The sequence below is a fragment of the Deltaproteobacteria bacterium genome (assembly GCA_030654105.1).
Taxonomy (GTDB): Bacteria; Desulfobacterota; SM23-61; order SM23-61; family SM23-61; genus JAHJQK01.
Window position 1 is genome coordinate 1 of record JAURYC010000209.1, and the last position, 13,055, is coordinate 13,055.

Genomic DNA, 13,055 nt, shown 5'->3' on the forward strand with positions numbered 1-13,055 from the left:
TTCACCCGCTGGGAAAGGCGCTGCAGAGCTTCCTCGGGGAAGGGGAAAAGGGTGATCGGCCGGAAGAGACCGACTTTGAACCCCTCGGCTCGGGCCAAACGGATAGCGGTTTTGGATACGCGGGCAGCAGTGCCAAAGGCTGTGATGATCAAGTCGGCATCCTCCCCCAGAGAGACCTCGTACCGGACTTCTTCTTTTTTCATCCGCTGGTATTTTTCGAAGAGTTTCCAGTTATGTCGCTCCATCTCTCCTTCTTTCAGGTAGAGAGATTTAATAAGATTGGGTTTCCTTCCCGAAGCTCCGGTGAGAGTCCAATCCTTTGGCGGAAGTTCCCAGGGATGATATATCCTTTCGACCATAGTTTCCTGCATCTGCCCCAATACGGCATCCCCGAGAATGACTACGGGGTTGCAATACTTGTCCGCCAGGTCGAAGGCTAAGAGAGTCAAGTCGTGCATTTCTTGAACCGAGTGGGGAGCAAGGACGATGGTGCGATAGTCCCCGTGCCCTCCTCCCCGGGTGGCTTGGAAATAATCTCCCTGCGAGGCAGAAATTCCCCCCAGGCCAGGACCGCTGCGGGTGATGTTGACGATTACTGCCGGGAGCTCGCTCCCAGCCAGGTAAGAGATCCCCTCTTGCATGAGGGATATGCCCGGGCTGGAGGAAGAAGTCATGGCCCGGGCCCCTGCCGCGGAAGCCCCCAAAAGCATATTAATGGAAGCTACCTCACTCTCAGCCTGGATGAAACAGCCTTCTACCTTCGCCAAGTGCTTGGAAAAGTATTCGGGAATTTCATTTTGCGGCGTGATGGGATAGCCGAAATAATAACGGCAGCCGGCTTTAATGGCCCCGCGGGCCAAGGCTTCATTACCTTTGATGAACAATCGTTTTTCCACTTGGCGTTCCTACCTCCAGACCTCAATGGCTACGTCCGGGCAGGACTCGGCGCAAAGCGCACAGCCAGTACATTCGTTATCCAGGCGGGGTTCGGCGGGGTAAAAACCCTGAAGGTTGACTTCTTTGCTGAAAATGATGAGTTGCTTAGGGCAGGCTAACGTGCAGAGGGCGCAAGCTTTGCATCGCTCGCGGTTGATGATAATTTTACCCATGGCCAATTCAACCTCAACTTTATGAAAGGTCTTAAAAAATAAATTTAACATGGATGGCAAATTTTGAGCAAGAAGAATCTAGATTCAACCCTTGTCTTTTGGAGAAAATTAGTGTTTAATTTCCAATATCCCTTTGGGCCAAAGAACGGAGATAAGAATATAAACCCTTAAGCGAGAAGCCCTAAAGGCGGGTAAATTATGCTGATGAGAATCAATTCCCAAAACCCCCAACCAAGGCTGATCCGGCGGGTGGTGGAAGTATTGAAGGAAGGGGGGGTCATTGCTTACCCCACCGATACGGTTTATGGATTGGGTTGTTCCCTGTACAATAAGAAGGGCATCGAGCGCATCTACCAAATCAAGCGGAGCGAAAAGAATCGACCTTTTAGCTTCATTTGCGCCGACCTGAAGTCTATCAGCCTATATGCCAAGGTTTCCAACTATGCCTACAAGACGATGAAGCGCCTCTTGCCCGGTCCCTATACTTTCGTCCTCGAAGGGACCAAGCTGGTTCCCAAGATTATGCTCACCCGACGGATGACGGCCGGGATTCGAGTTCCCAACAACCCTATATGCCTGGCTATCGTCAAGGAGCTTGGGCATCCGGTCATCAGCACCAGCGCCATGCTGGCTGCCGGAGAGGTTTTTTATGATCCGGCGGAGATTGAAAAAAAACTGGGGCATGGGCTTGACTTGGTTATCGACGGCGGGGTATTGGTATCTGAGCCTTCCAGCGTTATCGATTTGACGGAGGACATGCCCAAGGTCTTGCGCGAGGGAAAGGGAGATGTAAGTTCCTTTCTCTAAGCCCTATTGGTCCGGAGTGTGAGCATCATCGGAAGCGATTTTGGGAAAAGGAATTTCCGGGGTATCATAAATCTTGGTATACGTCCCTTTGTAGGGGCAACCGGCCGGTCGCCCCTACCATTGCTTCAGGCGGCCAATTTGAGCGGTCGCTCGGAATCTTTGCTCAGGTCTTTACAGGAATTGGACGGGCAGTGCTGCTTCAGGTGGCTTTCGTATTCTCCGCGGAAGTAACGCAAGCTGGTAAGGACGGGAACTACCGCCGTTCTTCCGAATTGGCAGCGGGCCTGAGACTGAATGCGATTGGCGATGATCTCAAGGGTCTCCAGATCCCCAGTTTCTCCCCATCCTTTGGTTAACCGGTTGAAGATCGCCAGGAGGTTCTTGAAGGCTTTACCGCAAGGGTGACAATGATCACACGATTCGGAGACTAATTGATTCAAGGAGTAGCGAACCATTTCCACGATACATACTTTTTCGTCCATCAAGACCACATACCCTGAGCCGATCTTCCAACCAATGTTGGCAAGGGAATCAAAATCAATGGGGGTGTTTTGAAATCTTGCCGGAAAGATGCCCCCGCTGGGACCACTCATCTGAAAGGCTTTGAGCTCTCCCTGTAAGCCACTGGTTTCTCCATCCGCCATCTTTAAAAGTTCGGCAAGGGTTGAGCCAATGGGGGCTTCGACCAAGCAGGGATGACGGGTCTTGCCGGTCAAGGCGAAAATTTTTGTGCCCGTGGCATTTTTCGTCCCGAGAGAAGCAAACGAGTCTGCTCCTTTGTTTAGAATGAGGGGAATGTTCAGGTGGGTCTCGACATTGTTCACATAGAAAGGCTTGGGCCAAACCTCGACGTTCTTGAAGTTTTCATATTTTGCCGTCTCTTCGAGATCGAAAAGGGAGCGGGCACACTCGCCGCAAATAAAAGGATTATGTTCCTTGGGGAGTTGATCTTCGCTCATGGTCTCACGGATCTCGATGTCAAAGTTGAAGGGCTTGGCCAAGATATTATGGCCGAGGTAGCGCCGGGCTTGAGCAGCATGAATCGCCCGACTCATCCGTCGAAAGGCGAGTGGCTTATAAGCTGCAGGGATGTAAATGATCCCCTTGCCGACGCCGCCCAGGGCGTAAGCGGTAATGGCCATCCCTTCAATGAGCGCAAAAGGGTTTCCTTCCAGCAAGGTCCTTTCCATCCAGGCTTCGGAGAACCCGCCCATGCGGGTGGAGACCACGTAGTGGGGGAGATGCTGGACTTGCCGATAAGCTTCCCAGTTTTGCCCGGTGAAGCGGCCCTCGGCACTGCGGTCCCGTAATTCAGCCCTTTTCATTTGTTCCACTACTTTCTCTGGGGTCATGGCCGTAACCGCCATTTCCAGGGCTTTGAACCCGCCATTCTGGACATAGGCATCGATGTCCTCCGGGTTGACCGTCCCGCAGTTCTTCATTACCTCTCGGCGCTGCCGGGAGAGGAATTCCTGATATTGGTTGGCTTCCATCAAGCGAATTGCCGGACCCTCGTGGAGGTAACAATCCGTTGCGTATCCTCCGATTTTTTCTATCTTGGCCATAGCGTCCTCCTTATTCGTGCCGGAGGCCAGGGGACCGGCTTTCCGGCTGAAAACGTAATCGTTGTTAAGCTGCTTTTTTCTCTTCCACTGCCTCTCCGGGAGCTGCCTCGGCAACTTTTTCGGCTGCTTGATAACGGGCAATCGTTTGCAGGGCTGAGCCGGGTGTTAAATGCCCGAAAGTCTCCTCATCGATGGTCATAACCGGAGCGATGCCACAGGCACCCAGGCAGGCCACCTGCTCCAGGCTGAAGAGGGAATCATCCGTTGTTTCTTTCCCCGGCTGGATGCGGAGTTGCCCTTTTATGGAATCGATGATGGACGGAGCCCCGCTGAAATGGCAAGCCGTTCCCCGACAGGCCCGGACCGTATGCTTTCCGCGGGGAGAGAGATGGAACCGGTTGTAAAAAGTAAGAACCCCGAATATTTCGCTCGAAGTTACCCCCAGAAACTGAGCCACAGGTTCGAGGGTCGACTTGGGAACGTATCCAAAGACACCCTGAATTTTTTGTAACACGATGAGTAGATCTCCTCTTTTTCCTTCGTGCGCTTTACAAATTTCTTGGACCTTGGAGAAGTCAAGGTCTGCTGCTGGTCGCAGCTCGATCACTTTGGCCATTTTGTTATTCCTCCTCTGTTCTTGTTGATTTAGCATTTTAATCGCATCCCCAACGGCCGTGCGAATTTCTGCCGCATCGATGGGTTTCATGGCTAAAAAGAAGATTCCTTCATGGCGAACCCGTTTGGACATTTCCAGGGATGAATCTTCAGCGAGGGCAATGATGGGCAAGCGGGAATTTGTCTTTTTAAGAAGAGCAATTAAATCATAACAGGGAATCCCTTCCAGGTTGCTGTCTAAAAGAAGAACATCCACCTTTCCACTTCTAACCTTCCTGAGTAGGTCGCTGACCACCCTGGACCGGGAAATGCCCCAACCGGGGTCGGATAACTGATGGTAAAGATATTCTCCGAACGGTTCATCCTCACTCGCGATTAAAATTATTTTTTCTTCCATCCCCTTCTCCTCCAGCGGAGAAATTAAAAAAACCAAGAAACCTTGCCCTTCAAGCTATCAATTTATATGCCAATTGTGGAGATTTCTCAGATTAATCTTTAACAATTTGTTTTTGTTTATTAATTTTTAGTAGTTAGATAAGATGGCAGGGACTAAAAAATACGGGCGATGCACAAAAAAACTATGCATAATATAAAATTTACTTATAATTTCAATAATTTAAAAAATCATGCAGTGTATTTTATTTTTATGCAGGGCGGATGGAATCAACTTTCGCGGTCTTCGATGCGGATGTTATGTTTACGCATGAGAGCTTGGAAGTTTTGCCGGAGCATACCCACATCTTTGGCAGAGCGAGTTATGTTCCAATCATTCCGAGTAAGGGCCCCCAGTACGAAAAGTTTTTCAGCCTCTTCGACTGCCTTATCCCTCAGGTGCCTTTTTAGCTCCCTGAGCTCATCACTGGTCTTGGGAACGCTGAAGGAAATTTCCTCGTGGCTTTCTTCTGGCAGGGAAAAGGGGAAATGCCTGGGCTGAATTTCTTCTTCATCGGTCATGATAACGACCCGTTCTACAATATTTTCGAGCTCCCGAACATTTCCCGGCCAGGAATAACGGATAAGCATTTCCATGGCAGTGGGAGAAATTCTTTTAGGGCTTTTGTCCATTTCCCTACAGTATTTGGTGAGAAAATGGTGGGCCAGGAGAGGGATGTCTTCCTGCCGTTCCCGCAAAGGGGGCAGGTGGATGGGGACGATGTTCAAACGGTAAAAAAGGTCCTCGCGGAAAGTCCCTTCTTTGATTTTTTCCCCTAAATCCTTGTTGGTAGCGGCGATCAGTCGGATGTCCACTTTTTTCAATTTGGTTCCGCCGACGGGGGTAAATTCCCTCTCCTGAATGACGCGCAGCAACTTGCTTTGCATGGCTAAGCTGATGTTGCCGATCTCGTCCAAAAAGAGAGAGCCGCCGTCGGCGACTTCGAAAAGGCCGGGTTTGGTAACGATGGCTCCTGTAAATGAGCCCTTGACGTGGCCAAAGAGTTCGCTTTCCAGAAGGTTTTCCGAAAGCACGGCACAATCGACCGGGATAAATTGGCGCTCCTTCCTTAGGCTGTTGTAATGGACAGCCCGGGCGATGAGTTCTTTCCCCGTTCCGCTCTCGCCGGTAATGAGCACCGTGCTGTTCGTGGGAGCAACTTTGGCGACCAGACGGTAAAGGTCCTGCATCTTCGGGCTGTTGCCCACGGTGTTTTCAAAGCGGTACTTGGATTGGAGTTCGCCCCGCAGGTAAAGATTCTCCAGCATCATGCTCCGGTTATCCAGGGCCTTTTTGACGACCATCGCTACCTGGTCAGGAGTGAAGGGTTTGGGTAGATAGTCGTAAGCTCCGGCTTTCATGGCTTCCACGGCCGATTCCACAGTGGAAAACCCCGTGATCATGATCACCGGCATATGGGGATGGTCACGTTTGATGGCCTGGAGGAGTTCCAGACCATCCATGCCCGGCATCTTTAAATCGACGATGGCCAGGTCACAAGGCTCTTCGGCAAGCAGCTGCAGGCCCTCTTGGCCGCCGAGGCGGGTGTGCACCTCGTACCCTTCCTCGGTCAGGACCCGCTGGCAACTGAGGCAGACGATCTCTTCGTCATCTACAACCAAGATTTTTGCTGTGGGCATACCTTTAAAAGTTTCGGGTTTCAGGTTTCGCGTTTAAAGTTCAGGTTCCACAGCTCTGGTTTTGTTTTTAACTTGAAACCCGCAACTCGCAACTCGAAACTGGTAGTTATACCGGAGGCACTTCCTCCGAGGCCTGCAGGGGTAACTTAATCGTAAAGGTCGTCCCTTTGCCCTCTTCGCTCTGGACCTCAATCTGGCCCCGATGGCGGTCGATGATTCCATAGCTCACCGCCAAGCCGAGTCCCGTTCCTTTTTTGTCGGCTTTGGTGGTGAAAAAAGGGTCAAAAATCCTATCGAGATTCTTCTCGGGGATGCCACATCCCGTGTCCGTAAATTTTACCTGAATGAAAGACTCCCCAGGAGCAAGGGTGGTCGCAATGTTCAATGAGCCTCCGGCCGGCATGGCATCAGCTGCATTCAAAAGAATGTTCATAAAGACCTGCTGGATTTGGTTGGCATCCAGAAGGATCATGGGGATTTGTTCGTTCAAATTTTTCATAATACGGATGTTTTGGAAGACCGATTGCCGTTCGACCAGAGAAAGGATATGAAGAATGAGTTCATTGATGTTGCAGGGTCTTTTCTGCGGCTTGCTCTCCCGGGCAAAATCCAAAAGGCCACGAACAATGGTGGAGACACGGGTTGTTTCCCGGACAATGAGTTCTAATTCCTTTTTGAGTTCAGGGTTGTCTTTCAGTTTCCGCATCAGCAGGTGGGCAAAAGTGAGGATACCCGTAAGAGGACTATTGATCTCGTGGGCGACACCGGATGCCAGTCGTCCGAGCGAAGCCAGTTTCTCCGATTGCATGAGTTGGGCCTGAATCTTTTTCAACTGCTGGCTGCGGCGTTCCACTTTTTCTTCCAGAGTTTTTCCATAATCCTCCAATTCTTGACGGGCCTGCTTGAGGCGAACGAGCATGTGATTGAAGGATTCGGCCAGCTGTCCAATTTCATCTCGGGAAGAAATGGGGAGCTCGATAGACAAATTACCTTCAGCAATTTTGCGGGTCGCCCAGACCATTTCCCGCATGGGTCGGATAATCCCTGTGGTAATAAAAAAGGAGAGCAGAAGAACAAGCAGTACGCCCAGAACCCCAATACCAAAAAAGCTGTAAACCACCTTATTGCTGAGGTCGATATACGGAGCTTCCAGCATGCCTACATAAAGGATGCCCACGATCTTGCCCGCGATATCCCGGATCGGTTCATAAGCCGTGATGTACCAGTCCTTGACTACAAAGGCCCGGTCTACCCAGAGTTGTCCTTTTTGGACCACGGCATCATAGACCTCTTCAGAGACTCTTGTGCCGACGGCCCGCTCTCCCTTCTCATTGCCCACGTTGGTAGAGATGCGTAAGCCCCCTTGGAAAATCGTGGCTGTGCCCATCTCTTTCCCCCTGTAGCTCCCCTCACCGTAAAGAAGATCCCGCACCTTGTCCACGATCTGATAGTTACGGTTGAGAAGGGTTCCCCCGTAAAGAACCCCCAGAATATGACCGGAATCATTCAGGACCGGTACAGCGGCCTTGAGCATCATCCCAGAGGTTTCCCGGTCCTCGGGGGTTAATGAGGCTTTGGGAGTGGGCACAAAAAGGATAAAAGCCCGTTCCGCCAGATCACTTCCCTCTCGTTGTAACTCCTCCTGAGGGACGATGGCGGTGGAGGCAACTGCTTTCCTTTGTAAGGCCTTCTGAACCATCGGATCGGACGACTGATCATCGCCCAGGTGGAAAGGATGATGAGTTCTTAAAATGACTTTTCCTTTGGTGTCAGTTAGGGTGAGCACATCCAAGCCGAATTCTTTGCGGCGTTTGACTAAGAATTCCTCCAATTTTTTAATTCGTCCGGATTCCAGATAGTCAGGGATGGTGCGTCCGGAAGCGGTGAGTTGCACGACATCTCGGATGCGGTTGAGGGATTGGTTATAGACCAACCAGGCGGTGCTGAGATCATATTTGACCTTGTTATGGGCCTGAAGGATAATGGTATCAGCGACGAGTTTCGTGCCGATCAAAGAGGAGAGGAGACCTCCGGCAATGACCACGAAGAGAAAGCTGGAGACAAGTTTGGTGCGCAAAGAAAGGCGATTTAGAAAAGGGATTTTGGTAAGAAACCCAAGAAGATTCATTATTTTTGCTATTTGGCAGAAATCATTGGAATTTGGTGTCAATTATAAACGTCAAGAGAAGATAAGTCAATGAAACAAGGCCGCCTTGCATCCTTTTATTGTGGCCTGAGGGGAAGGGGCGTCCCCGTCTCAAAGGCGAGAAAACAAATTGACTTTTTTCAAAATGGTGATAATTAATTGAGGAAGAAGCCCGAAAGGAGCACCACCCTAAAAATGAAAGTGGAAGTGAAGCTCTTTGCGAATTTTCGAGAATACCTGCCGCCAGGAAGTGATAAATATGCCTGTTGGCTGGATCTTGATGAGGGGACGACCATCAACCAGGTCTTGGAGAGATTAAAAATCCCAACGTCCATACCGATGATCCTCCTGGTGAATGGGATTCACAAGAAGGCCGAGGATGTTTTACAGCCTGGGGATGTGCTCAGTGTTTTCCCTCCGGTAGCTGGCGGATGAGCAAACCCCCGCTTTTTTTTGCGGTGGAATCAAACGGGGGAATCAAACAGGGTTGACGGACCGTTTAATTTTATATATATTGGGAAAGAATCAATTTTTCGTCAGAAAAGGGGGGATGAGTGGCTACGATTACTCTCCTTAGTTGGGGGCAGCTCTTCCCGGCGGGCATGGGAAGCGGGTTTCGGGGAAGTGTGGTGGATTTGGTTCTTTACTCGGGGCCGGTGGTTAAAATTGTCCTTTTGATCCTGCTCTTTTTTTCCATTCTTTCCTGGGCCATCATTTTTTCCAAGTTGCGTCTCATCCGGCGGGCAGACAAAGAATCGAGACAGTTTTTGCGCATTTTTTGGGAGGGCAAGCAACTTTCTACTATTTTTGCGGATTCGAAAAAGCTTCGCTACAGCCCTACTGCCGAGGTTTTTCGCGCCGGATATGTAGAGCTGACCAAGCTCAGCCAGGCATCCTCCAACCCGGAAAGTCACCGCAAAGATAGTGAGGGAACCGCTTTGAATATCGAGTTCAGCGGGGAGGATAATATTAGCCGGGCCATGCGCCAAGCATCGACCACGGAACTGACCAAGCTGGAAAGGGCTTTGGGATTCTTGGCCACAACCGGCTCTACAACTCCCTTCATCGGCCTTTTCGGTACGGTTTGGGGTATCATGGATGCCTTTCGGGGAATTGGCATGCGGGGTTCGGCCACCTTAGCCGTGGTCGCCCCCGGGATCTCGGAGGCTCTTATTGCCACAGCGGCGGGGTTAGCCGCTGCCATTCCGGCTGTGGTGGCCTATAATTATTACATTAACCGCATCAAGGTCCTGAGCGCCGAGATGGAAAATTTTTCCGCAGAGTTGCTGAACATCATTAAACGGCATTTTTTAAAATCGTAGATACGGGAGGCCCCTATAAAAATCTTAAACCCAGAACCATGCTTCGGCCTGACCTCGTGCGGTACGAGACTTCCTTCGCCGGAAACATCCGTTTTTATTTTTTGCCATGGCGGAGTGTCCCGCAAAACGCGGGATGACGGAGCAATCTCAATGGGGGTGATTCTCCGCAGGAGCCCCATAGAAATCATTTTTTCGATAGGATAGTTTTATGCAGGGACCGAGAAGCGAAAACCGTGCGATGAGCGATATTAATGTTACTCCCCTGGTGGATGTAATGTTGGTCTTGCTGATTATTTTTATGGTTACGGCCCCGATGATGCAGCAAGGCGTCGATGTGGACCTGCCGCAAACGACTTCCCGGCCCATAGAAGACCAGGAGGAGCGAATCGTAATCACCATCAACTCCAAGCGAGAAGTTTTTATCAATCAGGAAAAAGTGGATCCTCTATTGCTCCGTCGGCGGTTAGAGCGGTCAACGGCCGCTAAGCTTAATAAGGAAGTGCTTCTGCGGGCAGACCGCAGCGTCCCCTACGGGTTTGTGGTTCAGACGATGGCTGAGATTAAGAATGCCGGTATCGAAAAGTTAGGCATGGTCACAGAGCCCTTAGAAGAGCGGAGATGAAAACTTCCCCGAGCATCGATGTCCTTCGTAGCTATTCAAAAAGTCCCAGGATCGGGAAGATGGTCTTCCTTTCTATGGCCCTGCATATAATGATGATCTCGGCCATGTTTTACCTTCCCAATCTGGCCTCCACAAGGACTTTTTACTCTCCCGTATATTCCGTCCGCTTGGTCAATATCCCGCCAAGTTTAGGCCCGGTGAGGGAATCCGCGCCCAATCGCTCTGCGGAAACTCTTCCCTCGGTTCCTCCGCCACCATCACCAGTCGTGGAGAAGCCTAAAGTTAAAGATCAAGCCAAACCCATCTCTCTTTCTCCCACGGAGAAGGAGGAGGCGGAAAAGAAGGTTGCTGATGCCATCGAACGTATCCGCCAACGCCGAGAGAGTAAAAGCATCGATTCAGCCATCGAGCGTATTCGCGACGAAAAGGAGGCCCGCCAAGTGAGTTCAGCCATCGAGGGCATCCGCAAGCGCGTGACCATTGGAAGTTCAGGAGCCGTAGAAACGGGCGAGGCGGGAACGGGAGGAGCATCTTCCGGGATTATGTCCATCAAATTTAAAATTTACTATAATTTAATCTGGCAGCGCATCCGCAGTGTCTGGGTCCTTCCCGAGGGAGTCCTCGGCGGCAAAAAGAATCTGGAGACCATCATCACCATCCGCATCGCCAAGGACGGTCAGATTGAAGATATCCAGTTCGAGAAAAAATCCGGGAACCCTTACCTGGATGAATCTGCCCTGCGCGCCATCAAAAAGGCGAATCCCCTTCCTCCATTACCTTCGGGAATGGAAGGAGACAAATTTGATGTCGGGGTTCGTTTTGCGCCTTCCGATCTTTGAGGTTTAACATGAAAAAAAGTTTTTCCCTTTTCCTCCTTGCTTTTCTTCTGGTCGGTATCTCCAGCGAGTTATTATGGGCCAAAGTCTATATCGACATTCGCTCTCCCTCTTTCCGCAAGTTCCCCATTGCCATTGCTCCTTTCAAATCACCGTTGAGCCCTAACGAGGATATGAAACTTGGGGAACGAGCCACGGACATTCTGAATGGCGATTTAAGCCTTTCCGGGTTCTTCGCCCTCATCGATCCCAAGACCTCCGGGGAGGCCGTTATCAAACCTCCCCTGGGTGAACCCTCCCCCGGGACCGGCCAGGGGCTGATGGGAGCGCATGCGGAGGTCATCGACTTTCGGAGTTGGGCCAACACCGGCGCCGAAGCATTGGTTAGGGGGGAGGTCACTTACAAGGACCGTTCGCTCACTCTGGAGGCGCGTCTTTACGACGTGTTAAAGAAGGAGTTGATCATTGGCAAGAGGTACATTGGAGAAATTACCGATCTATCACGCATGGTTCATCGTTTCGCGGATGAGATCGTCTTTGCCCTCACGGGAGAGCATGGATTTTTCCAGACCAAGATCGTTTTTGTTTCTAACTCTACGGGGAATAAAGAGATCTATCTAATGGATTTTGACGGCCGCAACTCGAGCCAGATCACTCGGCATCAATCCATCTGCCTTTCCCCGCGCTTTGCCCCGGATGGGACGAAGATTGCCTTTACCTCCTACAAAGCAGGCAACCCGGATATCTATATTAAGAATTTGCGCAACGGAGAAGAACGCAGGATTTCTTACTACCCTGGGTTGAATATCTCCCCGGCTTGGTCTCCGGATGGCCAGCGTCTCGCGCTTACCTTGAGCAAAGACGGTAACCCAGACATATACATCATCAACCAAGATGGCTCGGGATTGTTGCGCTTGACCGATCACCCCGCCATTGATGTTTCTCCGACTTGGTCTCCCGACGGCAAAAAGATTGCTTTCGTCTCCAACCGCGGTGGGAACCCGCAGATTTACATTATGAATGCCCAGGGCAGGGATGTTCAACGTTTGACTTTCGAGGGAAATTACAACACCCATCCTGCCTGGTCCCCCCGCGGAGACCGCATTGCTTTTGATGCCTCCGTAGGGGGAAATTATAACATTTGCACCATCCGGCCGGACGGGTCCGATTTCCGCATCTTAACCGCCAACTTGGGCCGCTGCGAAATGCCTTCCTGGTCACCCGATGGGCGGAATCTGGTCTTTAGTTCCACCCGGGATGGAGGCCCGCATATTTTTTTAATTGATGCCGAGGGAACCCGAATAAAAAGGTTGACATTTCAGAAAGGAGGTGATACATATCCTAATTGGTCACCCCGATTTAATGAATGAGGAAAAGAAAAAATTAAATCGGCGATTTTTGTTTTCCTAAAATATTTCAAGAAAAGGAGGAGGAAGGAATGTTGAGAAAATCTTCAGTCTGGTTGGTCGTTTTGATCTCCATTGTCGCCCTTGCTTTCATCGCGACCGGATGTGCGAAGAAGCAGGTGGTCAAGGAGGAAGCGGCAGCGAAGCCAGTTGTCGAAGCCAAAGAAATGCCCAAACCAGAACCGCCCCCACCCCCACCGCCCCCACCGCCACCCCCCAAAGAAGAGCCTAAGGTGGAAGCAGCGCCGCCCCCCAAGGAAGAGCCTAAGCCCGAAGCTGCTCCCCCTGCGCCAGCGCCTGAACCCATTGATCTGGTGAGCCTGCGCCTTCAGTTTGCTTTCGATGATTACACCCTCGCCACGAAATCGAAAGAAAACTTAGAGAAACTCGCCGCATGGATGTCCAAAAGTCCCACCGAGAAAATTCAGGTCGAAGGGCATACCTGTGACATCGGAACAGCCGAATACAACCTGGCCCTGGGTGAGCGGCGGGCCAACAGCGCCCAAAAATACTTGGAAGGGATGGGGATAGCCTCGGCAAGGATGTCTACCATC

13 protein-coding genes are annotated in these 13,055 nt (G+C 50.9%); 7 read left to right on the plus strand and 6 right to left on the minus strand.

Annotation, left to right across the window (positions count from 1 at the left end):
• On the minus strand, positions 1-896 hold an 896-nt coding region (gene vorB / locus Q7V48_08630), incomplete at its 3' end, for a 3-methyl-2-oxobutanoate dehydrogenase subunit VorB (protein MDO9210800.1).
• 9 nt (positions 897-905) lie between these two features.
• On the minus strand, positions 906-1,109 hold the full coding sequence (locus Q7V48_08635; GenBank protein MDO9210801.1) for a ferredoxin family protein: 204 nt from the start codon (positions 1,107-1,109) through the stop codon (positions 906-908).
• Positions 1,110-1,307: 198 nt separating this feature from the next.
• Here Q7V48_08635 and Q7V48_08640 point away from each other — a divergent pair, with 198 nt between their 5' ends.
• Positions 1,308-1,916 (plus strand): L-threonylcarbamoyladenylate synthase, encoded by a 609-nt coding sequence (locus tag Q7V48_08640; GenBank protein ID MDO9210802.1) that lies wholly within the window; start codon positions 1,308-1,310, stop codon positions 1,914-1,916.
• A gap of 125 nt (positions 1,917-2,041) precedes the next feature.
• On the opposite strand, the gene Q7V48_08645 is transcribed toward Q7V48_08640, so the two are convergent.
• From Q7V48_08645 to Q7V48_08660, 4 genes are all read right to left on the minus strand, one after another.
• Positions 2,042-3,481 (minus strand): NADH-ubiquinone oxidoreductase-F iron-sulfur binding region domain-containing protein, encoded by a 1,440-nt coding sequence (locus Q7V48_08645; GenBank protein ID MDO9210803.1) that lies wholly within the window; start codon positions 3,479-3,481, stop codon positions 2,042-2,044.
• Between the two features lie 64 nt (positions 3,482-3,545).
• Entirely contained in the window at positions 3,546-4,493 is a 948-nt protein-coding gene (locus Q7V48_08650) for an NAD(P)H-dependent oxidoreductase subunit E (protein ID MDO9210804.1), read from the minus strand.
• A 266-nt stretch (positions 4,494-4,759) separates the two neighbouring features.
• Positions 4,760-6,169, minus strand: coding sequence for a sigma-54 dependent transcriptional regulator (locus Q7V48_08655; GenBank protein MDO9210805.1), 1,410 nt, complete (start codon positions 6,167-6,169; stop codon positions 4,760-4,762).
• A gap of 106 nt (positions 6,170-6,275) precedes the next feature.
• Positions 6,276-8,297 carry a cache domain-containing protein gene (locus tag Q7V48_08660; GenBank protein MDO9210806.1) on the minus strand — a complete coding sequence of 674 codons (2,022 nt, stop codon included), beginning with the start codon at positions 8,295-8,297 and terminating at the stop codon, positions 6,276-6,278.
• A gap of 213 nt (positions 8,298-8,510) precedes the next feature.
• On the opposite strand from Q7V48_08660, the gene Q7V48_08665 reads away from it, so the two are divergent.
• From Q7V48_08665 to Q7V48_08690, 6 genes are all read left to right on the plus strand, one after another.
• Complete coding sequence (locus tag Q7V48_08665) at positions 8,511-8,750, plus strand: MoaD/ThiS family protein (GenBank protein ID MDO9210807.1); 240 nt, start codon at positions 8,511-8,513, stop codon at positions 8,748-8,750.
• A gap of 167 nt (positions 8,751-8,917) precedes the next feature.
• Positions 8,918-9,637 carry a protein TolQ gene (gene tolQ, locus Q7V48_08670; protein ID MDO9210808.1) on the plus strand — a complete coding sequence of 240 codons (720 nt, stop codon included), beginning with the start codon at positions 8,918-8,920 and terminating at the stop codon, positions 9,635-9,637.
• Between the two features lie 208 nt (positions 9,638-9,845).
• A complete protein-coding gene (tolR, locus tag Q7V48_08675) occupies positions 9,846-10,259 on the plus strand; it encodes a protein TolR (GenBank protein MDO9210809.1) in 414 nt (137 codons plus the stop codon).
• Complete coding sequence (locus Q7V48_08680; GenBank protein ID MDO9210810.1) at positions 10,256-11,098, plus strand: cell envelope integrity protein TolA; 843 nt, start codon at positions 10,256-10,258, stop codon at positions 11,096-11,098. Before tolR ends, Q7V48_08680 begins: the two co-directional genes overlap by 4 nt.
• An 8-nt stretch (positions 11,099-11,106) precedes the next feature.
• Positions 11,107-12,465 (plus strand): Tol-Pal system beta propeller repeat protein TolB, encoded by a 1,359-nt coding sequence (gene tolB / locus Q7V48_08685; protein ID MDO9210811.1) that lies wholly within the window; start codon positions 11,107-11,109, stop codon positions 12,463-12,465.
• A gap of 68 nt (positions 12,466-12,533) precedes the next feature.
• The coding region (locus tag Q7V48_08690) for an OmpA family protein (protein MDO9210812.1) at positions 12,534-13,055 on the plus strand (522 nt) is incomplete at its 3' end.